This window comes from Alkalihalobacterium chitinilyticum (genome assembly GCF_029028005.1).
GTDB classification, from domain to species: domain Bacteria; phylum Bacillota; class Bacilli; order Bacillales; family Bacillaceae_F; genus Alkalihalobacterium; species Alkalihalobacterium chitinilyticum.
Genome location: NZ_JAOTPO010000003.1, coordinates 259,384 through 285,714, shown reverse-complemented (window position 1 = coordinate 285,714; position 26,331 = coordinate 259,384). Strand labels below are relative to the sequence as shown.

The following is a 26,331-nucleotide window of genomic DNA, read 5'->3' as shown; positions in this document are numbered from 1 at the left end:
GTAGCTTTGTCGTAAGGTTTTCATTATAAAAAAGCAGGAAAAGCGGCAATTGATATATAAATTAGTATTGACCGATAAAGGAAAAGAGGGTTATCTAATATGAAACTCGCAATTGATGCTATGGGCGGAGATCATGCACCTAAAGCTTCTATAGATGCAGCCGTAAAAGCGTTAAAAGAATTTCCTGATCTATCTATTACATTAGTAGGAAATGAACAAGAAATTGTAAAACATATTCAACCTAACGACCGTATTACGGTCTTACATACGGAAGAAAAAATAGAAGATGATGATTCCCCTGCTACGGCTGTTCGTCGTAAAAAAGATGCCTCAATGGTATTAGCTGTTAAAGAAGTGAAGGAAGGTCGAGCCGATGCTTGTATTTCTGCAGGAAATACAGGAGCGTTAATGGCTGCTGGACTGCTATATGTTGGAAGAATAAATGGGATTGACCGACCGGCATTGGCCCCCATGTTACCAACGGTGTCTGGACAAGGCTTCTTAATTCTTGATGTCGGAGCAAATATGGATGCTAGACCTGAGCACTTAAATCAGTATGCGATCATGGGCAGCATCTATATGCAAATGGTTCGAAAAGTCAATCGACCAAGAGTAGGTTTACTCAATGTTGGAACTGAAGATGGTAAAGGAAATGAGTTAACAAAATTAACATTTCCATTGCTAAAGGAATTAGATCTTAATTTTATAGGAAATGTTGAAGCTCGAGACTTACTGAACGGTGCCGTCGACGTTGTCGTTTGTGATGGTTTTACAGGGAATATCGTTCTTAAAGCAACTGAAGGAGCAGCCGGTTCCCTTTTCACGATATTGAAAAGAGAATTGACTAGTAATATATTCAATAAGCTGGTTGCGGGACTACTAAAACCAAGTTTCCTAAAAATCAAGAAGACGATGGATTACTCCGAATACGGCGGGGCTGCATTATTTGGTTTAAAGGCGCCGATTATTAAATCTCACGGTTCATCGGACGAAGTAGCTTTTTATCATACGATTGTGCAAGCAAAGGAAATGGTAGATCACCAGGTGGTAACGACCATAAAAAATGAAGTGGCAAAGTATAATCGACAAGCTGAGTAAAAGGAGAAAAAAGATGGGAAAAATAGCGTTTATCTTTCCAGGACAAGGATCACAATTTGTAGGGATGGGACAATCTCTAATTGAAAATAAACAGGAACTCCAGCGAACTTTTAACATAGCTGATGAAAAACTAGGATATTCACTTTCTGACATTATGTTAAACGGTCCAGAAGAGATGCTTAAGCGTACTGAAAATACACAGCCAGCGTTGCTGACAATGAGCGTTGCGGTTTTAGAAGCTTTGAAAGAATATGATATTACTCCAGATTTTGTTGCGGGACACAGCTTAGGAGAGTACAGTGCTCTAGTATGTGCGAAAAGCTTGTCATTTGAAGATGCTGTACATACAGTAAGGCAACGTGGATTATTTATGGAAGAAGCGGTGCCAGCTGGGGAAGGGGCGATGGCTGCTATTCTCGGCATGGATCGAGAGGTGTTGCTAGAAGTTACAGAAGAGGTTTCAAACAATGGTGATGCTGTCCAACTCGCAAATTTAAATTGTCCAGGTCAAATTGTAATAAGCGGTACAGCTGAAGGCGTCCGCAAAGCTTCTGAAACTGCAAAAGAAAAAGGGGCAAAGCGTGTCATTCCTTTACAGGTAAGCGGACCGTTTCATTCATCTTTAATGAAGCCTGCTGCTGAAAAGCTATCAAATGTACTCGATGAAATCACAATATCAGAAGCGGAAGTACCAGTAATTGCGAATGTGACTGCTGATGTTGTGACAGGTGCTGCAGACATAAAAGAAAAATTAATTGAGCAAGTCTATTCTCCAGTTTTATGGGAAGATACTGTTCGTCGTTTACTTGATCTTGGTGTAGATACGTTTGTGGAAATTGGTGCAGGTAATGTATTAAGCGGGTTAGTACGAAAAGTTCAACGAAGAGTTAATGTTTATGCAATTAGTGACATCGAGTCAATCGAAGCGATGGTAACAAAAATGAAAGGAGAGTAGTATGACTATGTTAAACGGAAAAGTTGCTCTTGTTACAGGCGCTTCTAGAGGGATAGGAAAATCGATTGCTCTAGAACTTGCGCAAAATGGTGCTAAAGTGGCAGTCAATTATGCGGGCAGCAAAGAGAAAGCTGAGGCTGTAGTCAGTGAAATTGTCGCGAATGGCGGAGAAGCGATTGCTATTCAAGCAGATGTAGCGGATAGTGATGCAGTTCAGTCGATGGTAAAAGAAGTCATTTCTACATATGGTTCACTAGACATTCTAGTAAATAATGCGGGGATTACTCGTGATACGCTCGTTATGAGAATGAAAGATGAGGATTGGGATGCAGTTCTTAACACGAATCTCAAAGGCGTATTCCTTTGTGCTAAAGCAGTTACTCGTCAAATGATGAAGCAACGTTCAGGGCGTATTATTAATATTTCATCGGTAGTTGGAGTGTTAGGTAATGCAGGTCAAGCGAACTATGTTGCAGCAAAAGCAGGGGTCATTGGTTTAACGAAATCGTTAGCACGTGAACTAGCAAACCGCAACATTACCGTAAATGCTGTTGCACCTGGGTTCATAGAAACGGATATGACTGACCAATTGACTGATGAAATTAAAGAAAGCATGTTAAGTCAAATTCCACTATCTAAACTAGGGCAACCGCAAGAAATTGCTCGTGTTGTACGCTTTTTAGCGTCAGAAGATAGTAGTTATATGACAGGCCAAACACTTCATGTCGATGGCGGAATGTACATGCCGTAACAAATGTTTCTATTTTTATACAGAAAGGATTTGCTTTTATCCATCCTTTCATGCAAAATAGATACGATGTTATTTTGTACATAAAACAAGGTTGTTTAGCATTTGAGAGGAGGTGAACGGAAGATGGCAGAAACTTTAGAGCGTATTACTAAAATTATCGTTGACCGTCTTGGTGTTGAAGAGTCAGAGGTAAAGCCTGAATCTTCATTCAAAGATGATCTAGGTGCAGATTCATTAGATGTTGTTGAGCTTGTTATGGAACTTGAGGACGAGTTTGACCTTGAGATTTCTGATGAGGACGCTGAAAAAATTTCTACTGTACAAGATGTAGTTAGCTACATTCAAAGCCAGCAGTAGTTCATATTAAGGTTATAGAACCTATATTGAGAGGCTGACTTCGCAGGCATGTTTGGGTACCTAAAATGTACATACATAGGGAGTCATCACCTGCGAGGAAGCCTCTTACTTACATCATAGCTAAAGGCAGTTTGGAGGTAAGACATGCCAAATTCTTCAAGACATTATCGGAAAAGATATTCAAACCATCATAGTGATCGCAAAAGAGCACCACGAAGATTAACACTATCTTTAAAACAAAAAGAAAAATTTGATGCATTGCTTCAAAAAATCGGTTTAGAATTTCAGAATAATAAATTGCTTATTCAAGCTTTCACTCATTCATCCTATGTGAATGAGCATCGAATTAACTCGAGTCAAGACAATGAACGACTTGAATTTTTAGGAGATGCAGTTTTAGAGTTAGCAGTTTCTCAATATTTATATAAAAAGTTTGAGACGATGAGTGAAGGAGATATGACCAAGCTGCGTGCTGCCATTGTCTGCGAAGCTTCCTTGGCTAACCTAGCAAATGAGTTATCATTTGGTGAATTAGTCTTGTTAGGGAAGGGCGAAGAAATGACAGGCGGAAGACAACGACCTGCGCTGCTTGCTGATGTTTTCGAATCCTTTATTGGATCACTTTATCTTGATCAAGGACTTGATGCTGTATACTGTTTTCTCGATAAGACGATATACCCTAAGATTAATGACGGTGCTTTTTCGCATATGATGGATTTCAAAAGTCAGTTGCAAGAATTTGTCCAGCGAGATAATATTGGCCAAATTCACTATGAAATTGTTCAAGAACGAGGACCGGCGCATAGCCGTGAATTTGTATCAGAAGTACTATTAAATGAGCAAATCCTTGGAGTGGGAGTAGGTCGTTCAAAGAAAGAAGCAGAGCAACATGCTGCCCAGCAAGCTTTGTTGAAATTAAGTGAACAGTTATAGGAAAGGGGTTGGCTATCTAGCCAGCTCTTTTTTTGTACATTAGGAAAGTATAAAATGTTAGCAAAGCTGCTTCTCGACGAGGGTGGAAATTTAAAAGTACCAAGTATAGGGGCAACTCCGCCTCGGTCTTCGCCCCTAAGGCTCGCAATCGGCGAGTTTTTTTGCTGGATAAGTAAAAGAGGATGACGAACGTCATCCTCTTTTATGTACTATTTACGTAATTTTCCTAACTCAGAGACAATCGCATCTAATTCACTTACACTGAAATTATTTTGACGTTGAACTAAATCGTAAATATCTTTTAAATCTTCGTATTTATCCGTTTCAAAACTTTTAGCTTTTAAAGCCCCTGCATTAACAATTTGTAATTTCTTTTTGATTTCCTCTAACATAAACTCGATGTTTTCACGATTGCAAACAGATAAGTCCATTCGAGAACTCCCTTCCTTATAAAAGGTATTAATGCCGTAATCATATCATATAATAACTCATTTGTCTTAAAACATTCATTGTATAAAAACGAAGAGTCTAACTCATGTGGAAACAATTTTTTTCATAGACTTTTTGAACAACTTCTATTAGTGGTATGATAAAATAGGAAAGTTGTTATTTTTTTGTACTAGCTTGTATTAAAAGCACATTGGAACGTGGTTACAATTTAATTCAAGTGTCTAGTATAGGAAAAGAAGAAAGGCTAGCCCGTACATAGGATGGTCAGACAAGTTTATTGAATTGAGGGGGAAGGAAACATGTTCCTCAAACGTTTCGAGGTCATGGGTTTTAAGTCATTCGCTGATCGGATGACAGTAGAATTCGACTCAGGAGTGACAGCAGTAGTCGGCCCAAATGGAAGTGGTAAAAGTAATATATCTGATGGAATCCGGTGGGTACTTGGTGAACAATCGGCTAAATCATTACGCGGCTCAAAAATGGAAGATATTATTTTTGCAGGCAGTGATACGAGAAAGCCGTTAAATTTTGCAGAAATTACGTTAGTTCTTGATAATCAAGATCAGCATTTAGCGATAGATTATACTGAAGTTAGTGTGACTAGACGAGTATATCGTTCTGGAGAAAGTGAGTACCAACTTAACAAACAAACTTGCAGATTAAAAGATATAGTAGATTTATTTATGGATTCTGGTCTTGGTAAGGAAGCTTTTTCAATTATTGGACAAGGAAAAGTTGAAGAAATATTAAGTAGTAAAGCCGAAGACCGTCGCGTTATTTTCGAAGAGGCTGCGGGTGTTTTAAAATATAAAACCCGGAAGCTGAAAGCGGAAAAAAAACTTTGGGAAACACAAGAAAATTTAAACCGCGTGGAAGATATTTTACACGAGTTAGAAGGACAGATTGAACCGCTACGTATTCAATCTTCCATTGCAAAAGATTATTTGCAGAAAAAAGAAGAATTAAAAGAAGTTGAAGTTGCGCTCATGGTTTATGAAATAACCGACCTTCATGAAAAGTGGACGAAAGCACAGGAGCAATTGCAATCATTAGAGCAACGGCGTGATGAGCTCTCATATAAGATTAAAGATAAAGAGATAACTACTGAGAAACTTCAATCGGAGCTTCGTCAACTTGATACGTCTCTGAACGAGCTTCAGGACGAGTTGCTCCAAGCAAGTGAAGCATTAGAAAAAAGTGAAGGCCAGAAGGAAGTTTTAAAAGAGCGAAAAAAGAACTTTCATTATAATCGTGACCAACTTCTAAAAACAATTAATGAGCTGAAAGAAAAAAAGCAACTTCTTGATAAGACGCTAGCAAGTGAAAAAGAAGTACTTCGTAAATTGGAAAGAGAGTTTCAAACCAAAACAACAGAATTATTAGATCGTCAAGAACGGTTAGCGCTAGCCCAAGAAGATCTTGAAGGTGAACTTGATCGACTAAAATCGGATTATATCGAAATTGTGAATGAACAAGCGTCGATACGCAATGAGATTCGTTATTTAGAAGATCAGGTTGCTAGTACGAAACGTAAGGAGAAAATATTAGTTGACGATAATGATCAACTTTTACAATTAAGAAAACAAGTGTTAGACAAGAAAGGTGAGTATGAATTACTTGTTCAAACTCGGCAAAAAGAACTTCATGAAAAAGTAGATCAATTTCGAGCATTAGAAGCAAAAATAGAGAAATTAAATAAAGAGTATGATACAAGACAATCTCAGCTCTATGAAGCGTTCCGTTTAATTCAACAGGTGAAGTCCAGAAAAGATGTTATTGAGGAAATGCAAGCTGATTTTTCAGGCTTCTTCCAAGGTGTTAAAGAAGTTCTAAAAGCACGAGACAGAAATCTACAAGGAATTGTAGGTGCGGTAGCAGAATTAATAAACGTTCCAAAGCAGTATGAAACAGCGATAGAAATTGCTCTTGGAGGGGCAACTCAACATGTGGTGGTTGAATCAGAAGGGGCTGGTAGACAAGCTATTACCTTTTTGAAAAAGAATGGGTTTGGTCGAGCGACATTTTTACCATTACCTGTTATTAAAGGTCGGACAATTAGAGGCGACCTTATTCATCAAATTAACAGCCATGAGGCATTTATCGGTATCGCTTCTCAATTAGTAGGTTATGACGGACGTTATGAACAAATTATGGGTAATCTTTTAGGGCACGTTATTATTGCAAAAAATTTAGAAGGTGCTAATGATTTAGCGAGAAAAATTGGCTATAGCTACCGGATTGTAACTTTAGATGGAGATGTGGTTAATCCAGGTGGTTCAATGACTGGTGGTGCTATTAAGCAGAAGTCTACCCCGTTGTTAGGGCGCCAACGAGAATTAGAAGACTTAACAGAAAAGCTTACTGGAATGGAAGAAAAAACAATTAAGCTCGAAACATATGTTAAAGAGCTTAAGCAACAGCTGCAAAAAAGCGAAACGATGTTGCAAGAACAAAGAGAAGCCGGTGAAACTGCCCGTGAACTAGAACGCGAAGCAAGAAATCTTCTGCGCGAAGTTGAGTTAGAAGAGAAAAGTGTCAATGATCGACTCGCTTTATTTGATCGAGAGCAAGCGATGCTCACCAAAGATGAAGACGCAGCGGTACGACGATTAGAGGCGTTATCGACAGAATTAAAGCAGTCAGCTGCAACAACTTCTCTTCTGGAAAGTCAAGTCAAAGAAATTGAAGCGAAACAAAAGCTCCAGCAAACTTCTAAAGAAACGATGCAAGATGAATTAACGGACTTAAAGGTCCATATAGCGAAAGAAGAAGAACGATTGGCAAACCAACGTGATAAAGTAGAACGTTTAGTACATGAGGTTGAAGAAATAGGCACAGTATTAAGAGATAATGAGGAACAGTATTGGTTACTTGAAAATGAAATGAGTGACAGTACGAACGGTGAAGGTCATCTAGAGATGAAAATTGAAGCCAGTCGAAAGAAAAAAGACGATACGATTACTATTATTAGTAACCTGCGTCAAGAACGAACAGAGAAACAACAGTCACTAGACGGTCTAGAAGTAACATTAAAAGTTGAAAAAGGTCACTTAAAGTTAGTACTCGATGAATTCCATCAATGTGAGGTTCAAAAAAACCGCTACGATGTTCAGTTGGATAATCTTTTATCACATCTTCGTGAAGAATATGAGTTAAGTTACGAAGCGGCTCAAGATGAACATCCTTTGTTGATGCCAGCTGAAGAGGCTAAGACAAAAGTAAAGTTAATAAAGTTAGCGATTGAAGAGTTAGGTACTGTCAATTTAGGTGCAATTGAAGAATACGATCGTGTAAGTGAGCGCCATCAATTTTTACATGAACAAAAAGAAGATTTAGTAATGGCAAAAGAAAACCTTTTTAATGTTATTATGGAAATGGATGAAGAAATGACCAGACGCTTCAAGGAAACGTTTGATCAAATAAGTGCCCATTTTAAAGTCGTATTTAAGCAGTTGTTTGGTGGTGGACATGCTGACTTAGTATTAACCAATCCTGATCAGCTTTTAACGACCGGAGTAGAGATCATGGCGAGACCGCCTGGCAAAAAACTTCAAAATCTTGCACTCCTGTCCGGTGGTGAACGAGCATTAACAGCCATCGCTTTACTATTTTCTATTCTAAAAGTAAGGCCGGTACCGTTTTGTGTACTAGACGAAGTTGAAGCAGCTTTAGATGAAGCGAATGTCAATCGATTTGCTTCTTACTTAAAGGCATTTAGCGGACAAACCCAGTTTATCGTTATTACTCATCGAAAAGGAACAATGGAGGAGGCAGATGTCCTCTATGGAGTAACAATGCAAGAGTCTGGTGTATCTAAACTTGTGTCCGTTAAACTAGAAGAGACAAAAGAATTAGTTGAAAGCTAAGGAGGAATTAACATGAGTTTTTTTAAGAAATTAAAAGATAAGATTACAGGTCAAACAGAATCAGTAACAGAAAAGTTTAAAACTGGTTTAGAAAAAACGCGCGATTCATTTGTTGGTAAGATGAATGAATTAGTTGCACGTTACCGTAAAGTAGACGAAGATTTCTTTGAAGAACTAGAAGAGTTGCTGATTAGCTCAGACGTAGGTGTCGCAACAGTGATGGAGTTGATTGATAACCTAAAAGATGAAGTGCGTCTTCGCAATATTAAAGATACTTCAGAAATTCAACCTGTCATCTCAGAAAAGTTAGCAGAACTCTTACAAAAAGATGAAGAAGACGCATCGCTTAATATTCAAGAGGGTGCCATGACAGTCATTCTATTCGTTGGAGTCAATGGAGTAGGTAAAACGACGACAATTGGTAAAATGGCCCATATGTTTAAAGAAGAAGGTAAATCTGTACTCTTAGCTGCAGGTGATACTTTCCGTGCAGGTGCCATTGAACAGCTTGAGGTATGGGGTGAACGTGTAGGCGTTGATGTGATTAAACAACAAGCGGGCAGTGACCCGGCAGCTGTTATGTTTGATGCTGTACAAGCTGCGAAATCAAGGAATGCTGATGTTCTATTATGTGATACAGCAGGTCGCTTGCAAAATAAAGTTAATTTAATGAAAGAGTTAGAAAAAGTAAAGCGTGTGATTGAACGGGAAGTACCGAATGCGCCGCATGAAGTTCTGCTTGTACTTGACGCAACAACAGGTCAAAATGCAATGAGTCAAGCCAAGCAGTTTAGTGAGACAACTGATGTCAGCGGTATCGTTTTGACGAAGCTGGATGGAACAGCTAAAGGTGGAATTGTGCTTGCGATCCGTCATGAATTAGATATCCCGGTGAAGTATGTTGGTCTTGGTGAAAAAATGGATGATTTACAACCGTTTAATGCAGAGCAGTTCGTTTATGGACTTTTCAAAGATGTATTAGAAGAGAAGCTTGAAGAAGAGGAAAACCAATAAGTTGTAGTTAGATTTTAGTCTTTCAAGAAAAAAACTTGACACTCATTTTCTTTTCGTGTAGTATGATCTCTTGTAAAGGGAATTCACTTAACAAGGGGATGGTCCGTTTGCTCGATAAAACATTAAGGATGAATTACTTATTTGACTTCTATCAGTCCTTACTTACATCTAAGCAGCGACAATATATGGAACTCTATTATTTAGATGACTTCTCCCTAGGTGAAATTGCCGAAGAATTTGAGATTAGCCGTCAAGCCGTCTATGATAACATAAAACGGACGGAGGCAATGCTAGAGGAATATGAAGCCAAACTATCGCTTCTCGAAAAATTCGAGCAGCGTTCCAACTATATTGCAAAGTTAAAATCGGCAATCTTAAAACCAGAAGCGACTCCTGAAGAGATCATGAGCGTCATCGAAGCTCTTGAAAAACTAGAGTAGGAGGCGACGGCCAATGGCATTTGAAGGTTTAGCGGAACGACTGCAAAGCACGATGCAGAAAATCCGTGGTAAAGGAAAAGTATCTGAAGCTGATGTAAAAGAAATGATGCGAGAAGTTCGACTTGCATTATTAGAAGCTGACGTTAACTTTAAAGTTGTAAAAGAATTTATCGCCCGTGTAAAAGAACGTGCTATCGGACAAGAAGTACTAAAAAGCTTAACTCCTGGTCAACAAGTTATTAAAGTTGTAAATGAAGAATTAACGGCTTTAATGGGAGGAGAGCAAAGCAAGATTGCAGTTGCTAATAAGCCACCAACAGTAGTTATGATGGTCGGTTTACAAGGTGCTGGTAAAACAACAACAACGGCAAAATTAGCCAATCACTTACGAAAGAAACATAATCGTACACCGATGCTAGTAGCTGCCGATATATACCGTCCAGCAGCCATTAAGCAGTTGGAAACGCTAGGTAAACAGCTTAGTATGCCAGTGTTTTCACTTGGTGATCAAGTAAGCCCGGTTCAAATTGCTGAAGAAGCGATTAAGAAAGCGAAAGAAGAACATAATGACTATGTTATCATCGATACTGCGGGTCGTCTTCATATTGATGAAGAGTTGATGGATGAATTAAAACAGGTTAAAGAAATTGCAAAACCTGATGAAATTCTTCTCGTTGTTGATGCAATGACGGGTCAAGATGCAGTTAATGTTGCTGAGAGCTTTAACGAGCAATTAGACATTACGGGTGTTGTTCTAACAAAGCTTGACGGGGATACACGTGGTGGTGCTGCATTATCAGTTAAGTCAGTAACAAATACTCCAATTAAGTTTGCGGGTATGGGTGAAAAAGTTGACCAGCTAGAACCATTCCATCCTGAACGAATGGCTTCAAGAATTCTCGGTATGGGTGATGTTTTGACTTTAATCGAGAAAGCACAAGCAAACGTTGATGAAGAGAAAGCGCGTGAGCTTGAAAGAAAAATGAGAACGATGGATTTTACGTTCGATGATTTTCTAGAGCAGCTTGATCAAGTTAAAAGCATGGGACCACTAGATGAACTTCTAGGTATGATGCCAGGAATGAATAAAGTAAAAGGCATGAAAAATCTACAGGTTGATGATAAACAAATTGGTCGTGTAGAAGCGATTGTCCGGTCAATGACAAAGCAAGAAAAGCAAGATCCTAGTGTCATTAATGCTAGTCGTCGCAGAAGAATTGCTAAAGGAAGCGGGACGTCAATCCAAGACGTGAACAGACTTTTAAAGCAGTTTGAAGATATGAAGAAGATGATGAAGCAAATGACGAATATGGGTAAAGGGAAGAAGAAAGGAAAAATGCCTTTTAAATTCCCATTCTAAAGTCGTTTTTCATTTTTTCCTAGTTGCAAGCTAGTGAAAATTACTATAATATAAATTATTGTGTTAAATTATTTGGAGGTGTACAACGAATGGCAGTTAAAATTCGTTTAAAACGTATGGGTTCTAAAAAGGCCCCATTTTATCGTGTAGTAGTAGCAGATTCTCGCGCACCGCGTGATGGACGTTTCATTGAGGAGATCGGTACTTACAACCCGTTAACTCAACCAGCAAAAGTTGAAATTAAAGAAGAGAAAGCTTTAGACTGGATGTTAAAAGGTGCTAAGCCATCTGATACAGTTCGTAACCTTTTCTCTAAAGCTGGTTTAATGGAAAAGCTGCACAACGAGAAAAACAGCAAGTAATCAGCATTTATAATATGTGTTCATAATTTGAACAACTTTATTATGTCTGAAGAAACGAAAGGGAATGCAATGAAAGAGTTAGTTGAACATATTGCAAAAGCTCTTGTTGACCATCCCGAAAGAGTTCATGTCACAGAAACGACTGACAACCAATCGGTTCACCTTGCATTGTCAGTTCATCCTGACGATATGGGCAAAGTCATTGGAAAGCAAGGGCGCATAGCCAAAGCTATTCGCTCTGTCGTTCATGCGGCTGCTACGAATACAAACAAGCGAGTCCGTATTGATATTGTTGACGAAGTAAAAGGGTAGAGGGAAACCTCGCCCTTTTATTTTTGTATAAGCTTCTATACAATAGAAGGTGTACGTCATTTTTATTATGGTGCAAGCTTAACTTTTCTATCGGAACTAGGTATAAGAAATATATCGCTTTCGATATTCATATACAGGTGAGAAAATTGTTTTTTTCTAATAGACGAGGTGAACTATGAAAGTAATTAAGTCAGTTGCCATTAAGCAAGTGTTAACCGAAAAAAGAAAAGATCAACTGTTAAATGAACTCCACTTCGAAAAAGAACAAGTAGTTAAAGAGCTTGAACAATTGAAGTTTCAATTACATAAAAAAATAAAGCAACATACAAGTCATGAACAAAACCATACTCTAAGAAATAATTTCCAAAAAGAAATTAAGCAGCGTGAAGAAAAGTTAAGAGGTATTGACTTTAAAGTACATCAGCTTAATAAATTGGAGATTGGAACGGAATTACGGGATGGTACAGTTGAATCGATTTGTGAAGTAAAGATCGGTGATAATTGGGATGATATTTTCTCAGAAGCAGAAATTATAATTAAGGACGGAATCGTTCATGAAATAAGAAAAGGATGAAACGGTTATGAAAAATTGGTTTAAAGTAGGAAAAATAGTGAATACACATGGAATTCGAGGCGAACTGCGTATTATTTCAACAACGGATTTTGAAGAAGAGCGATATGCTCCCGGCTCAGAGCTATACATTGAACATCCCGACCTCAGGGAAATGATACCCGTCATTGTGGAATCTCACCGTAAGCATAAAAACTTCGATTTATTAACATTTGAAGGGTATACAAATATTAGCCAGGTTGAGAAATTTAAAGGCGGCACTTTAAAAGTATCTGAAGATGCCTTAGGTCAGTTAGATGAGGGTGAATTTTATTATCATGAAATTATCGGTTGTCAAGTTTACACTAATGATGGTTTGGAACTTGGCAAAATAAAAGAAGTTCTTTCACCAGGAGCAAATGATGTTTGGGTGATTCAATCTAAAGCTGGTGGAAAAGATATATTAATACCTTACATTGATGATGTCGTAAAAGAAGTGAATGTCGCTGAAAAGAAAATTACAATCGAATTACTTGAGGGGTTAATTTAAGTGAAGATTGATATACTGACATTATTTCCAGAAATGTTTACTGGTGTATTTGGTTCTTCCATTCTAAAGCATGCCGCAGAAAAAGGACAAGTTACCTTTAATGTTGTTGATTTTCGGAATTACGCAGAAAATAAACATAGAAAAGTCGACGACTACCCATATGGCGGTGGAGCAGGGATGGTCTTAATGCCTCAACCTATTTTCGATGCGGTTGATGATCTAGTTAAAGATAAACAGACAAAACCAAGAGTTGTCCTGCTCTGCCCACAAGGAGAACGCTACACACAAAAAAAAGCTGAAGAACTGGCAAAAGAAGAGCACCTCATTTTAGTGTGTGGTCATTATGAAGGTTTTGATGAACGAATTCGTGAGCATCTCGTCACTGATGAGATTTCGATCGGAGATTATGTTCTTACTGGCGGAGAGCTTGGTGCTATGGTCATTACGGATAGTGTTACAAGGCTATTGCCAGGTGTGTTAGGAAATGAAACGAGTGCTGTAACCGACTCGTTTTCTACAGGCCTGCTAGAGCATCCGCACTATACAAGGCCTGCTGACTTTAGAGGTATGAAAGTACCAGATGTGTTATTATCTGGTCATCATGAAAATATAAAAAACTGGCGTCACGAACAATCAATAGAACGAACAAAGAAACGCCGTCCCGACCTATTAAATGACTAGTTTATCATTTTATAGGAAACTTTCTCTATCACCTTGTTCTAAAGAAAGAAATATGTTATTATATTCGTTGTGGCTAAGGCCCGTGATTACGATGTTCCGCTGCAGAAGAAAGACTGTTATGAGCATCTTGGATGGAAGGAGGGGAATAGGATGAGCAATATTATCCGTGAAATCGCAAAAGAACAACTACGCACTGATCTTCCAGCGTTCCGTCCTGGAGACACTTTACGTGTACACGTTAAAGTTGTTGAGGGTAACCGTGAGCGTATTCAGGTGTTTGAAGGTGTAGTAATCAAGCGTCGTGGAACAAGTGTCAGCGAGACTTTTACTGTACGTAAAATTTCTTATGGCGTAGGTGTTGAGCGTACATTCCCATTACATTCACCGAAAATCGATTCGATTGAAGTGAAGCGTCGCGGTAAGGTACGTCGTGCCAAACTTTATTACCTACGTGCACTACGTGGTAAAGCAGCGCGTATTAAAGAAATTCGATAATTGTATGAAAAAGAAAGGGGCTTGGTTATCAAGCTCCTTTTTTTACACTAGTTGTGATATGATCTAAAGTAGGGAAGATCTTAATTCCTCATAATAGATAACTTTATATTGTGGAGGATGATTTATGAATTTCGGAAGAAGTGAAACGTACGAGTGGATAAAAGCAGTATTAATTGCGTTACTCTTAGCTGTTCTTATTCGTTTTTTCTTATTTGCACCGATTGTAGTTGAAGGAGAATCGATGGTTCCTACTTTGCATCATAGTGACCGTATGATTGTTAATAAAATAGGGTATACCATTGGGGAACCTGATCGTTTTGATATTATTGTTTTTCATGCAAGTGAAGAAAGTGACTACATAAAACGCGTCATTGGTTTACCAGGTGATACGATTGAATTTATTGATGATACACTTTATATAAACGGAGAGGCTTATGAAGAGCCTTATTTAGAAGAATTAAAACAAGAGCTTAACGGTGCAACGCTTACATATGATTTTTCTTTAGATGAAGTGACTAACTCTGTTATTGTTCCTGATGGATACCTTTTCGTTATGGGGGATAATAGACGAAGAAGTTTAGACAGTCGTGATATTGGGTTTATCCCGTATGAAGAAGTAGTTGGAAAGGCCAATTTTGTTTTTTGGCCATTTACAGATATTCGAATAGCAAAGTAGGTGTTAACGTGACGATACAGTGGTTTCCAGGTCATATGGCAAAAGCACGTAGAGAAGTAACGGAAAAGCTGAAGCTGATTGATGTCGTCATCGAGCTTCTTGATGCACGTGTTCCGATGTCATCAAGAAATCCAATGATAGATGAAATCGTTGCTCACAAGCCTCGATTGGTTTTGTTAAACAAAGCTGATTTAGCTGATCCAAGAGTAACGGATGAATGGAAAAATTACTTTACAAAGCAAGATGTAAAGGTCTTATCCATCGACAGTCAATCCGGTAAAGGAGTATCGGCGATTAGCCCAAGTTGTAAAGAACTTGCAACTCCCTTACTGGAAAAAATGAAAGCACGTGGAATGAAACCAAGAGCGATTCGTGCAATGATTTTAGGTATTCCTAATGTCGGAAAAAGCACTTTAATTAACCGCCTTGCTGTTAAAAAGATTGCAAAGACTGGGGATCGCCCAGGTGTAACGAAACAGCAACAGTGGATTAAAGTAGGCAACGAAATGGAACTTTTAGATACACCTGGGATCCTATGGCCTAAATTTGAGGACCAAGCGATTGGTTTTCGTTTAGCTGCCACAGGTGCTATTAAAGACGAATTACTTGATTTTCAAGACGTGGCTCTGTTTGTGCTGAATTATCTTAAAGACCGTTATGAAGGACAAGTAAAAGAGCGCTTTAAGCTAGATGAAATTCCAATAGAAGGACTCCAGCTTTTTGATGAAATCGGAAAAAAACGCGGTTTTTTGCAAAGCGGCGGATATATTGATTATGACAAAACAGCAGAGATCATCTTACGTGAATTACGATCAGGAAAATTAGGGAGAATTACTTTAGAGACGCCTGAAGAGTATCAATAAACTCAGGGTTCAGAGAGCGCAGTTGGTCTTCCACACGACCACCTGCGTTTTTTTCTGTCTCTTTATAGGCAGCTTCGTTTACTGGAGTACAAAAAAATATTTCACGGTTGCTAGTAAAAAATTAAAAGAATTTGACCGATATACTAAGTAAGTCATTAGAGGAGAAACGTGATTATGAGCCAACTAACCATTAAACAAATCGAGCAATTACTTTTTAAAGATGAAACTGAGCTTTCTGAGGAGCTTTTTACGAAGATTAAGACAGATGATCGAAAAGGTGTCCAAAAGTTAGTTGATCGATATGAAAAACAATTGCAAAAAGAACAGGCATTACGTGAAATGTTCCTCCACATGAGCACCTATGAGGCTAACCTTAGAAACAAAGGGATAGAATGGATTGCCGGTGTTGATGAAGTAGGTCGAGGACCGTTAGCTGGTCCTGTTGTTTGTTGTGCGGTTATTTTACCGAAAGATTTTTATTTAGCAGGACTTACTGACTCGAAAAAGCTATCGAAAGAAAAACGAGAGATTTTTTATCATGTAATCATGAAAGAAGCGGTTTCAGTCCATACGAGTGTTATTTCTGCTGCTATGATTGATAAAGTAAATATTTATGAAGCAACTAAACTAGGAATGACAGAAGCTATAGAAGGTTTAGCAGTAAAACCCGAACATCTGCTCATAGATGCTATGAAACTTCCAATTGCCATACCACAAACATCAATCATTAAGGGAGATGCAACAAGTATATCAATCGCTGCAAGCTCAGTTGTTGCAAAAGTGACGAGAGATCGATATATGGAGGAATTAGGTAAGACATACCCTAATTACGGCTTTGAGCGACATATGGGATATGGGACAAAAGAGCACTTGCTAGCGATAGAAAGGTACGGAGTTATTTTGGAAGAACATCGTATGAGTTTTAGCCCAGTAAAAGAGAGTATAGCAAAATAGTAAATATGAAGGGAGATGTACGTTTTGTTTAGTAAAATTCAAGAAGCAACTCAGAAAACACCGATCAGAAAAACTCAAACACTACATCTTTCCCAAGGTCAACTGTTTCAAGGAAGAATACTCAAATTTTTTCCGAATCACTTGGCATCCCTTCAATTAGGAAATAGGACTGTAACCGCAAAACTTGAAGTACCTCTTACAGCTGGACAAAAATACTGGTTAGAAGTTGTTCGTGCAGGAGGAGTACCGCAACTCAAAATTCTTGACGATAATGCTGTGCGGCGGGACGGTCAGCAAACACAAGCTCAAGTACTTCAACAGTTAAATATACCAGTAAACAAAGTTAATGATTTATTAATTCGCCACTTGGCAACTGAACAAATTCCTTTTACTAAAGAAGTTTTTGAAAAAGCAGCTCACTTATTGCAACAAACAGGACTTACGAATAAAGAGGGCTTACAGATTTTATCGACATTGTTGCATAGAAACTTGCCACTGACACTAGAAAGTTTTAATGCAATGCAAGCCGTGGAGCGAACACAGGGAACTTTATTACAGCAGATTGCCGAACTGCAGACACAGCTTCAAACGTTGCAAAAAGAACATCCTTCATTACGGTCTTATACGAATGGAATCGATGCCGTTTTAAAAGAAACACAAATTTCTGAGGGGAAACATCCAGTTCTTCAATTACTTCACGCAGCTTCGTCACAAGCAATGTCAAAAGATTTGAGAGAAGGAGCAGTTCAACTTTTACAAAGGACTGGTTTAATGGGTGGAAATGTTTCGGCAGATCAGTTATTTGAAAACTTTAAGGCGCAGTTAATTGATCCGTCAAACCGCCAAACCGTAAGTCAATTATGGCCATTTTTATTGCAAAGCGCTGCAGGTGGCATACCACTCGATTCTTTAGATGGTAAAACACTGTTTCAATTATTATTTTCACGCCTAAACCAACCTCATACAAAAGCAGAACAACAACAACAATTTCAATTACTGCTGCAATTATTTTCGAATAACACGAATGCCCAAACTATCACGAACAACCTATTTAATTTACAGAATACATTCGGTCAATTATCTGCTCAAGAAAGAGAATCTTTATCCCATTTGTGGAGTCAAGCTGTACAAAATGAACAGCAGGGTGAACGCTCATCTATTGCTAATCAGTTGCTTCGAATCGTTTCTGGATTAGGGTACTCACAAGAAAGAGAGCTTCTACAATTCTTTCAAGGACAAAACAGTTCTAATGATATTAAACAAGGAGAACGCCTCAAAAGTTTGTTATTACAGCTCAACCAATTACAGCTCCCAAAGACGATGAAGGACAAAGTCGATTCAGTTATTAATCGAATTACCGGGCAACAGTTACTGGCACAAGAACAAAACGGACCTATTCAGCAAACTGCATTACAAGTGCCACTTCAATTAGGAGATTGGCAAACAGAGCTTACTGTTCAATGGGAAGGAAAAAGAAAAGCTGATGGAAAAATAGATCCTGACCATTGTCGGATTCTTTTTTATTTACATTTAGCGCAATTAAAAGAAACGGTAGTGGATGTTCAAATACAAAAAAAGATCGTCTCCGTTCAAGTGTTCAATGAACATGAAAGGCCAGTCTTGTTGTTAAATGTACTTCAACCTTTATTAAAAAAGCAACTTTCGACGATGGAATATACGTTATCTTCTGTAAATTGGATCCAGTTCACAGAGCAACAGTATAAAAAGGGTACGTCAGCTCATAAGGCGTATACTCAGAGGAATGGCTATGAAGGAGTCGATGTGAGAGTATGAGAAACGAACAAAAACTTCAAACTGCGATCGCTCTTTCGTATAATGAAACACTGGACGAGGCTCCTCGAGTTAAAGCAAAGGGAAAGGGCTTTGTCGCTACAGAAATTATAGAGCGTGCGAAAGAACATCATATACCTATTCAAGAGGATCCATCGTTAGTCGAGCTGCTGAGTCAATTAGAAATCAATGAAACCATCCCAACTGAATTATTTGAAGTCGTTGCTGAAGTGTTTGCTTTTATATATCGAATTGATAAAAATCACAATAAGGACAGCGGTAGTAGTGAATAATAAAAAATAGAAATGTATTTTTATTAGTACAGTCAAGCAAATTTGCTTGGCTTCTTTTTTTGGAAATTCTCATGGTTTAATACACGTTGGACATACTATGTGGAGATAATGAAAGGAGTGATACGATGTCCAAAAGGAATTTGTTAGTCGTTCCTGAATGTGAGCAAATGTTAGAGAGTTACCGTGAAGAAATAGCCATGGAATTTGGAGTTCATCGAAGTGTTCAAGAGATGGATGCAGTCAGCCGAAGTATGACAAGAAAAGTGTTGGACAAGACAGAGGAAACTAATAGTATGGAGGATTGTGAGTAATGGGGAAGGACAGAGAATTTAACCCTAACCCAAAAACGCCATTGGATTATTGGGATGAAAATATTGATCCTGCCCAAATGTCAGGCGATCATTGGGTCCAAGAAGAGAATGCCCCTATTGAAAATAATGGGTTTGCTGATCCAACAGAATGTGAAGTAGTAGAAGAAAAAATGACTCCGCCTGGAGCTATGTTCATGCATCCGTCCATTAATGTAAGCTATGGTAATGATGGCTTAACAGGAACGAGACCAAAAACAGAGAAAAAAACAGGAAAAGACGCGAATAAGAGTGAAAAATGAAGAAAATGTGTCTAATTTATTAAAATTTGGAGGGGAAACCCCTCCAAAAAATTTTAAAAAGTGTTAAAATAAAAAAGGAATTTGACAATTCATCACGAAATATCTGTATTGGACAGACTAATTATTCTATGTCCTTTAATATGGATACAATTGATAGGAGGATGGAGAGAGAATGAATATCCACGAGTATCAAGGTAAAGAGCTTCTTCGTAAGTACGGAGTGGCAGTGCCAAACGGAAAAGTGGCTTTTTCTGTAGAAGAAGCAGTAGAAGCTGCAAAAGAATTAGGTTCTAGCGTTTGTGTTGTTAAAGCACAAATCCATGCTGGTGGCCGTGGTAAAGCTGGCGGTGTCAAGGTTGCTAAAAATCTTGATGAGGTTCGTACATACGCACAAGATATTTTAGGGAAAGTTTTAGTTACTCACCAAACTGGTCCCGAAGGTAAAGAAGTAAAGCGCTTACTTATCGAAGAAGGTTGCGATATTCAAAAAGAATATTATGTTGGTCTTGTATTAGATCGTGCAACTTCTCGCATCGCTATGATGGCTTCTGAAGAAGGCGGAACTGAAATCGAAGAAGTTGCTGAAGCAACTCCAGAAAAAATCTTTAAAGAGTATATTGATCCTGCTGTAGGTTTACAAGGATTCCAAGCTCGTAGATTAGCATTTAATATCAATATCCCTAAAGAGTTAGTAAATCAAGCTGTTAAATTTATGATGGGCTTATATCAAGTATTCGCTGATAAAGATTGCTCAATCGCAGAAATCAACCCGCTTGTTACTACTGGAGACGGTAAAGTAATGGCACTTGATGCGAAATTAAACTTTGACTCAAATGCATTATATCGTCAAAAGGATATTTTAGAATATCGTGACTTAGACGAGGAAGATGTTAAAGAGATCGAAGCTTCTAAATATGACCTTAGCTATATCGCGTTAGATGGTAATATCGGTTGTATGGTTAATGGTGCTGGACTTGCTATGGCAACGATGGATATCATTAAGCACTACAATGGTGACCCTGCTAACTTCCTTGATGTTGGGGGCGGTGCTACTGCTGAGAAAGTTACAGAAGCATTTAAGATCATCCTTTCAGACCAAAATGTTAAAGGAATTTTCGTTAATATTTTCGGTGGAATTATGAAGTGTGACATCATTGCACAAGGTGTAGTAGAAGCTACAAAACAAGTAGGTTTAGAATTACCGCTTGTTGTTCGTCTTGAAGGAACAAACGTTGATAAAGGTAAGAAAATTCTTGAAGAGTCTGGTTTAAACATCACTTCAGCTGACTCTATGGCTGATGGTGCACAAAAAATCGTATCTCTAGTGAAATAGAAAGGCGGGACGTGGAGAATGAGTATCCTTATTAATAAAGATACAAAAGTAATTGTACAAGGGATTACTGGTGCTACTGGTTTATTCCATACGCAGCAAGCGATTGAATATGGTACAAACATTGTAGGTGGAGTTACACCAGGTAAAGGTGGAACTGAAATCGAAGGTGTTCCTGTATTTGATACAGTGGAACAAGCAGTTAAAGCAACAGGCGCTAACGCAACAGTTATTTATGTACCACCTGCATTTGCTGCAGATGCGATCATGGAAGCTGTAGATGCAGAGCTTGATTTAGCAATTTGTATCACTGAAGGAATTCCTGTAAACGATATGATTAAAGTTAAACGTTACATGGAAGGTAAGAAAACTCGTCTAGTTGGACCAAACTGCCCTGGTGTTATTACTCCAGAAGAATGTAAAATTGGTATTATGCCAGGTTATATTCATAACAAAGGTCACGTAGGTGTAGTATCTCGTTCTGGTACATTAACATATGAAGCTGTTCACCAACTTTCAACTAATGGAATTGGTCAATCTACAGCTGTTGGTATCGGTGGAGACCCTGTTAATGGAACAGACTTTATCGATGTATTAAACTTATTTAACGAAGACCCAGACACTTATGCAGTTATTATGATTGGTGAAATCGGTGGAACTGCAGAAGAAGAAGCTGCTGAGTGGGTTAAAGCTAATATGACTAAGCCTGTTGTAGGTTTCATTGGCGGACAAACAGCACCTCCAGGCAAACGTATGGGGCATGCTGGTGCTATTATCTCTGGTGGTAAAGGTACTGCTGCTGAAAAGATTAAAACAATGGAAAGCTGCGGTATTAAAGTAGCAGAAACTCCATCTGTTATGGGTGAAACGTTAATCTCTGTTCTTAAAGAACAAGGACTTCTAGAAAAGTGTATTACTCATAAAAATTAATAATCATAAGAGGCTGACACATGTTTATATTGGTCAGCCTCTTTTCTGTATTCAAATTTATACGAATATAGGTGATCCAATGGACATTATAAAAAGAAGGTTAATTCACTTTACACACTGTAGAGGTGCAGGTTGGAAAACAATCTATTCTTTCATTCAACACGATCCTACGTTAGATGGAATTTATAAGTACAATCCGACTGACCTCATTCATCATTTTCGTATGAAAGAAAATCACGCAAACGCTTTTTACTTTGACGTTCATCACCTGAATATCGATAAGATCATTAAGGAACTTTCACTTCATCAAATCACTCCAATTACGCCTTTTGATACTTTATATCCTCCCCTTTTATTAAACACATATGATCCACCATGGGTACTTTATTGTAAAGGCGACATGAACCTCCTAAAATCTGCTCAGACACTCGCCGTTGTCGGTACGAGATTCCCATCACAACTTGGATTGAAAAGTATAGATAAACTTCTGCCCCCTATTATTAACGACGGTTGGACGATTGTGAGTGGACTTGCAGAAGGAATTGATACGAAAGCACATGAATTAACGATGAAGTTAAAAGGAAAAACAATCGGTGTTCTGGGATCTGGTCTTTTGCACATATACCCGAGAAAAAATTTACCTCTAGCACAATGTATGTCTAAAGAACAATTATTAGTTTCTGAATACCCTCCCCACCAAAAACCACAAAGATGGCAGTTTCCTGAAAGAAATCGAATTATTAGCGGTCTAAGTCAAGGTATATTAGTCGTAGAAGCAAAAGAGAAAAGCGGGGCACTAATAACGGCTGATCAAGGACTAGAACAAGGAAGAGAGGTTTTCGCGGTACCTGGTTCAATTTTAGAAGAACGCTCAACGGGAACGAATTCTCTAATTCAAAATGGAGCAAAGCTTGTGCTCAATTCTAGTGATATTTTAACTGAATTATCTTGTTAAATTTGGGTAAAATTGATCTATATTTCAAATTATTTTATAAGTAATGTTTGACAAATGCTAAAAATGTATTTAATAATAGGGAAGATTTATATTAATCCTCAAAGGGGGAGGAAACGAACATGGCTGATTATTTAGTAATAGTTGAATCTCCCGCAAAAGCCAAGACGATTGGTAAATACTTAGGTAAGAAATACACAGTTAAAGCGTCCATGGGACATGTAAGAGATTTACCAAAAAGTCAAATGGGAGTAGACGTAGAAGAGGGCTTCAATCCTAAATATATAACTATACGTGGAAAAGGACCTGTATTAAAGGAATTAAAAGCAGCAGCTAAAAAGGTAAAGAAAATTTATCTCGCAGCTGACCCGGATCGCGAAGGTGAAGCGATAGCTTGGCACTTAGCACACAGTCTAGATATTGATGAGACTTCAGATTGCCGAGTCGTATTTAATGAGATTACAAAACAAGCCATTAAAGATGCTTTTAAAGAACCGCGATGTATTAATATGGATCTAGTTGATTCGCAGCAAGCAAGGCGAATTCTCGATCGTCTAGTCGGATATAATATTAGCCCTATATTATGGAAGAAAGTAAAAAAAGGCTTAAGTGCGGGAAGAGTACAATCGGTTGCTGTTAAAATGATTATCGACCGGGAAAATGAAATAAAGGCATTTGTGCCAGAAGAGTATTGGAGCATTCAAGCATCATTCTCTATGGAAGACGATCAATTTGAGGCAAAGTTTTATGGGATTGGATCGAAGAAAGTAGAATTAAAAACAGAAGCCGAAGTAAATGATGTTCTTGGGAAGCTTAAGGGTAACAGTTTTATAGTTGACTCTGTTAAGAAGAAAGAAAGAAAACGAAATCCTGTTGCTCCATTTACAACATCATCTTTACAACAAGAGGCTGCACGAAAATTAAATTTCCGTGCGAAGAAAACGATGATGCTTGCCCAACAATTATATGAAGGAATTGATCTTGGAAAAGAAGGAACGGTAGGTTTAATTACATATATGCGTACCGATTCTACTCGTATATCAGAAACGGCAAAGCAGGAAGTAAAGTCTTATATCGAAGAGACCTACGGAAAAGAATATACACGTCAAGGTGAGAGAACAGTTAAGCAAGATAAGAAAGCACAGGATGCCCATGAAGCAATTAGACCGACTTCAGTATATAAAGATCCCAAAACAGTAAAAAGCTACTTGTCACGAGATCAGTTTCGCCTTTACAAGCTCATCTGGGATCGCCTAGTAGCCAGCGAAATGGCACCGGCTATTATGGATACGATGACTGTTGATTTAAAAAACGAAGATGTAATTTTTAGAGCAACGGGCTCAAAAGTAAAATTTGCCGGTTTTATGAAAGTTTATATTGAGGGCAATGATGATGGGAAAAATGAAGAAGACAAATTCTTGCCAAACCTAGAAGAAGGTAAAAGCGTAAAGAAAGAAGAGATCACACCTCACCAACACTTTACACAACCACCACCTAGATATTCAGAAGCTAGGCTTGTAAAAACACTTGAAGAACTAGGAATTGGCAGACCATCTACATTTGCACCAACCCTGGATACGATTCAGCGTAGAGGGTATGTGGCTCTTGATGAAAAGCGCTTTGTACCGACTGAATTAGGTGAAATCGTGATTGAGTTAATCCATGAGTTTTTCCCTGATATATTGAATGTAGACTTCACAGCTAAGATGGAAAATGACCTAGATGCAATTGAAGATGGGAAAGAAAATTGGATTCGTGTCATAGATGGTTTTTATAAAGGGTTTGAAAAGCAAGTAAAGCATGCCGAAGAAGAAATGAAAGAAGTTGAGATTAAAGACGAACCCGCTGGAGAAGATTGTGAAAAGTGTGGGCATGAAATGGTTTATAAAATGGGGCGCTTTGGAAAATTTATGGCTTGTTCTAACTTCCCGGAATGCCGTAATACAAAAGCGATCGTAAAAGATATAGGTGTGAAGTGTCCATCTTGTCATGAAGGAAATATTGTAGAGCGTAAAAGTAAAAAGCGAAGAATCTTTTACGGGTGCGACCGTTTTCCAGAATGTGAATTCGTTTCTTGGGATAAACCAATTGCAAGAAAGTGCCCGAAATGTGAGCACATGCTTGTTGAAAAGAAAACGAAAAAAGGCGTGCATGTACAATGTACATCATGTGATTACAAAGAAGAGACAAATTAGTGAAATGAATTGAAAGAATTGAAGTGTTAGTATATTATATTAGAGGTCTGACTTCTCTAATCGTAAACACGGATGGTATGAATAGGGTGATTCGGGCTTATACTTAAGGCACAGTATAGTAGTATCTCAGAAGAGAAGCCGAATATTGTAATAGGACATATGAATCGCCCTATAGAACGAATACTAGACTTTACAATGAAGCTTTCAATTTGGTACGGAGGGTTTAAATCTTGGACAGTATACATATTAACGTGATCGGCGCAGGGCTGGCAGGAAGTGAAGCTGCTTGGCAAATAGCTAACCGTGGAATTCCAGTCCATCTTTATGAAATGCGCCCAGTAAAGCAGACACCTGCTCATCATACTGATAAATTTGCTGAACTCGTTTGCAGTAATTCTTTGCGAGCAAATACACTTACAAATGCAGTTGGAGTCTTAAAAGAAGAAATGCGCATATTAAATTCTGTGATAATTTCTTCAGCGGACGATTGTTCCGTTCCTGCAGGCGGGGCCTTAGCAGTAGACCGTCATGAATTTGCAGATAGTGTAACGAGCAGAGTACGTAATCATCCACTGGTTACCGTCATGAATGAAGAAGTGAGTGATATTCCTGAGGGGCCAACGATTATTGCTACAGGCCCATTAACATCTGAAAGTCTTTCGCAGCAGTTAAAAGAATTAACTGGAGAAGAATATCTATACTTTTACGATGCAGCTGCTCCTATAATCGAAAAAGACTCTATTGATATGAATAAGGTGTACTTAAAATCTCGGTATGATAAAGGAGAAGCAGCTTATTTAAATTGCCCAATGACAGAAGAAGAGTTTGATCGCTTTTATGAGGCCTTAATAAGCGCGGAAACTGTACCTTTAAAAGAGTTTGAGAAAGAAATTTTCTTTGAAGGGTGTATGCCAATTGAAGTAATGGCACAACGCGGCAAAAAAACAATGTTATTCGGACCATTGAAGCCAGTTGGGCTTGAACACCCTGAAACAGGTAAAAGGCCGTATGCAGTAATTCAACTAAGACAAGACAATCAATCTGGAACATTGTACAATATTGTTGGTTTCCAAACGCATTTAAAGTGGGGTCCGCAAAAGGAAGTATTAAAGCTCATACCTGGTCTTGAGAACGCTGAAATTGTTCGTTACGGTGTCATGCATCGTAATACGTTTATTAATTCTCCAAAAGTGCTAAAACCTACATATCAATTCAAGGAAAGAGATGATCTTTTCTTTGCTGGTCAAATTACAGGTGTTGAAGGCTATGTAGAGTCAGCTGCTTCTGGACTAATTGCAGGAATTAACGCAGCGAGGTATGTTAAGAAAAAAGAATTAGCCGTTTTTCCTGAGGAAACAGCTATCGGAAGTATGGCACAATACATCACAACAGCAAATCCAAAAAACTTTCAACCAATGAATGCTAACTTTGGATTGTTAAAGCCATTGGACCAAAGAATTAAGAATAAAAAAGAACGAAATGAGACCCTTGCTAACCGAGCAATTGAAACAATTCAGAATTTTGTGAAAAAAATGTAAATTTCCTTGAATGAGCTACTAAGTT

General features: G+C 38.3%; 28 protein-coding genes. 27 read left to right on the top strand and 1 reads right to left on the bottom strand.

The window, feature by feature from the left end; translation table 11 throughout:
• Window positions 1-99 precede the first annotated feature (99 nt).
• From plsX to rnc, 5 genes are all read left to right on the top strand, one after another.
• Complete coding sequence (gene plsX, locus N7Z68_RS06365) at window positions 100-1,098, top strand: phosphate acyltransferase PlsX (RefSeq protein WP_275117626.1); 999 nt, start codon at window positions 100-102, stop codon at window positions 1,096-1,098.
• Between the two features lie 13 nt (window positions 1,099-1,111).
• Window positions 1,112-2,053 carry an ACP S-malonyltransferase gene (fabD, locus tag N7Z68_RS06360; protein WP_275117625.1) on the top strand — a complete coding sequence of 314 codons (942 nt, stop codon included), beginning with the start codon at window positions 1,112-1,114 and terminating at the stop codon, window positions 2,051-2,053.
• Between the two features lie 7 nt (window positions 2,054-2,060).
• Complete coding sequence (gene fabG / locus N7Z68_RS06355; RefSeq protein ID WP_275117803.1) at window positions 2,061-2,804, top strand: 3-oxoacyl-[acyl-carrier-protein] reductase; 744 nt, start codon at window positions 2,061-2,063, stop codon at window positions 2,802-2,804.
• 123 nt (window positions 2,805-2,927) lie between these two features.
• Entirely contained in the window at window positions 2,928-3,161 is a 234-nt protein-coding gene (acpP, locus tag N7Z68_RS06350) for an acyl carrier protein (protein ID WP_275117624.1), read from the top strand.
• 144 nt (window positions 3,162-3,305) lie between these two features.
• On the top strand, window positions 3,306-4,094 hold the full coding sequence (gene rnc / locus N7Z68_RS06345) for a ribonuclease III (protein ID WP_275117623.1): 789 nt from the start codon (window positions 3,306-3,308) through the stop codon (window positions 4,092-4,094).
• Window positions 4,095-4,303: 209 nt separating this feature from the next.
• Here the strand turns inward: rnc and N7Z68_RS06340 are convergent, their stop codons facing one another.
• The gene (locus tag N7Z68_RS06340; protein ID WP_275117622.1) at window positions 4,304-4,525 is read right to left on the bottom strand and encodes a DUF1128 domain-containing protein; all 222 of its coding nucleotides are present in this window, start codon (window positions 4,523-4,525) and stop codon (window positions 4,304-4,306) included.
• 318 nt (window positions 4,526-4,843) lie between these two features.
• On the opposite strand from N7Z68_RS06340, the gene smc reads away from it, so the two are divergent.
• From smc to trmFO, 22 genes are all read left to right on the top strand, one after another.
• Window positions 4,844-8,410: a chromosome segregation protein SMC gene (gene smc / locus N7Z68_RS06335; RefSeq protein ID WP_275117621.1), complete on the top strand. Its 3,567-nt coding sequence runs from the start codon at window positions 4,844-4,846 to the stop codon at window positions 8,408-8,410.
• Window positions 8,411-8,422: 12 nt separating this feature from the next.
• The gene (gene ftsY / locus N7Z68_RS06330; protein WP_275117620.1) at window positions 8,423-9,424 is read left to right on the top strand and encodes a signal recognition particle-docking protein FtsY; all 1,002 of its coding nucleotides are present in this window, start codon (window positions 8,423-8,425) and stop codon (window positions 9,422-9,424) included.
• A 107-nt stretch (window positions 9,425-9,531) separates the two neighbouring features.
• Window positions 9,532-9,864: a putative DNA-binding protein gene (locus N7Z68_RS06325; RefSeq protein ID WP_216828015.1), complete on the top strand. Its 333-nt coding sequence runs from the start codon at window positions 9,532-9,534 to the stop codon at window positions 9,862-9,864.
• A 13-nt stretch (window positions 9,865-9,877) separates the two neighbouring features.
• The gene (ffh, locus tag N7Z68_RS06320; protein WP_275117619.1) at window positions 9,878-11,224 is read left to right on the top strand and encodes a signal recognition particle protein; all 1,347 of its coding nucleotides are present in this window, start codon (window positions 9,878-9,880) and stop codon (window positions 11,222-11,224) included.
• Window positions 11,225-11,313: 89 nt separating this feature from the next.
• Window positions 11,314-11,586: a 30S ribosomal protein S16 gene (rpsP, locus tag N7Z68_RS06315; RefSeq protein WP_216828013.1), complete on the top strand. Its 273-nt coding sequence runs from the start codon at window positions 11,314-11,316 to the stop codon at window positions 11,584-11,586.
• A 69-nt stretch (window positions 11,587-11,655) separates the two neighbouring features.
• Window positions 11,656-11,898, top strand: a complete 243-nt coding sequence (locus N7Z68_RS06310) for a KH domain-containing protein (RefSeq protein WP_216828097.1) — start codon at window positions 11,656-11,658, stop codon at window positions 11,896-11,898.
• A gap of 175 nt (window positions 11,899-12,073) precedes the next feature.
• Window positions 12,074-12,472, top strand: coding sequence for a YlqD family protein (locus N7Z68_RS06305; RefSeq protein WP_275117618.1), 399 nt, complete (start codon window positions 12,074-12,076; stop codon window positions 12,470-12,472).
• A gap of 7 nt (window positions 12,473-12,479) precedes the next feature.
• A complete protein-coding gene (rimM, locus tag N7Z68_RS06300; RefSeq protein ID WP_275117617.1) occupies window positions 12,480-12,998 on the top strand; it encodes a ribosome maturation factor RimM in 519 nt (172 codons plus the stop codon).
• Complete coding sequence (gene trmD / locus N7Z68_RS06295) at window positions 12,999-13,679, top strand: tRNA (guanosine(37)-N1)-methyltransferase TrmD (protein WP_275117616.1); 681 nt, start codon at window positions 12,999-13,001, stop codon at window positions 13,677-13,679.
• Between the two features lie 150 nt (window positions 13,680-13,829).
• Window positions 13,830-14,174: a 50S ribosomal protein L19 gene (gene rplS / locus N7Z68_RS06290; protein ID WP_275117615.1), complete on the top strand. Its 345-nt coding sequence runs from the start codon at window positions 13,830-13,832 to the stop codon at window positions 14,172-14,174.
• Window positions 14,175-14,298: 124 nt separating this feature from the next.
• Complete coding sequence (gene lepB, locus N7Z68_RS06285; protein ID WP_275117614.1) at window positions 14,299-14,850, top strand: signal peptidase I; 552 nt, start codon at window positions 14,299-14,301, stop codon at window positions 14,848-14,850.
• An 8-nt stretch (window positions 14,851-14,858) separates the two neighbouring features.
• Complete coding sequence (gene ylqF / locus N7Z68_RS06280; protein ID WP_275117613.1) at window positions 14,859-15,713, top strand: ribosome biogenesis GTPase YlqF; 855 nt, start codon at window positions 14,859-14,861, stop codon at window positions 15,711-15,713.
• Between the two features lie 174 nt (window positions 15,714-15,887).
• A complete protein-coding gene (rnhB, locus tag N7Z68_RS06275) occupies window positions 15,888-16,667 on the top strand; it encodes a ribonuclease HII (protein WP_275117612.1) in 780 nt (259 codons plus the stop codon).
• Window positions 16,668-16,691: 24 nt separating this feature from the next.
• The gene (locus N7Z68_RS06270; protein ID WP_275117611.1) at window positions 16,692-18,461 is read left to right on the top strand and encodes a hypothetical protein; all 1,770 of its coding nucleotides are present in this window, start codon (window positions 16,692-16,694) and stop codon (window positions 18,459-18,461) included.
• Window positions 18,458-18,751, top strand: coding sequence for an EscU/YscU/HrcU family type III secretion system export apparatus switch protein (locus tag N7Z68_RS06265; RefSeq protein ID WP_275117610.1), 294 nt, complete (start codon window positions 18,458-18,460; stop codon window positions 18,749-18,751). Before N7Z68_RS06270 ends, N7Z68_RS06265 begins: the two co-directional genes overlap by 4 nt.
• Before the next feature lie 125 nt (window positions 18,752-18,876).
• Window positions 18,877-19,062 (top strand): small, acid-soluble spore protein, alpha/beta type, encoded by a 186-nt coding sequence (locus N7Z68_RS06260; protein WP_275117609.1) that lies wholly within the window; start codon window positions 18,877-18,879, stop codon window positions 19,060-19,062.
• On the top strand, window positions 19,062-19,361 hold the full coding sequence (locus N7Z68_RS06255; RefSeq protein ID WP_275117608.1) for a DUF3905 domain-containing protein: 300 nt from the start codon (window positions 19,062-19,064) through the stop codon (window positions 19,359-19,361). Before N7Z68_RS06260 ends, N7Z68_RS06255 begins: the two co-directional genes overlap by 1 nt.
• 172 nt (window positions 19,362-19,533) lie before the next feature.
• Entirely contained in the window at window positions 19,534-20,694 is a 1,161-nt protein-coding gene (sucC, locus tag N7Z68_RS06250; RefSeq protein WP_275117607.1) for an ADP-forming succinate--CoA ligase subunit beta, read from the top strand.
• An 18-nt stretch (window positions 20,695-20,712) separates the two neighbouring features.
• Window positions 20,713-21,621 carry a succinate--CoA ligase subunit alpha gene (sucD, locus tag N7Z68_RS06245; RefSeq protein ID WP_275117606.1) on the top strand — a complete coding sequence of 303 codons (909 nt, stop codon included), beginning with the start codon at window positions 20,713-20,715 and terminating at the stop codon, window positions 21,619-21,621.
• A 79-nt stretch (window positions 21,622-21,700) separates the two neighbouring features.
• Window positions 21,701-22,576 carry a DNA-processing protein DprA gene (gene dprA / locus N7Z68_RS06240; RefSeq protein WP_275117605.1) on the top strand — a complete coding sequence of 292 codons (876 nt, stop codon included), beginning with the start codon at window positions 21,701-21,703 and terminating at the stop codon, window positions 22,574-22,576.
• Window positions 22,577-22,695: 119 nt separating this feature from the next.
• Window positions 22,696-24,768: a type I DNA topoisomerase gene (gene topA / locus N7Z68_RS06235; protein WP_275117604.1), complete on the top strand. Its 2,073-nt coding sequence runs from the start codon at window positions 22,696-22,698 to the stop codon at window positions 24,766-24,768.
• Window positions 24,769-24,998: 230 nt separating this feature from the next.
• A complete protein-coding gene (trmFO, locus tag N7Z68_RS06230) occupies window positions 24,999-26,306 on the top strand; it encodes an FADH(2)-oxidizing methylenetetrahydrofolate--tRNA-(uracil(54)-C(5))-methyltransferase TrmFO (RefSeq protein WP_275117603.1) in 1,308 nt (435 codons plus the stop codon).
• The last annotated feature ends 25 nt before the right edge of the window (window positions 26,307-26,331 follow it).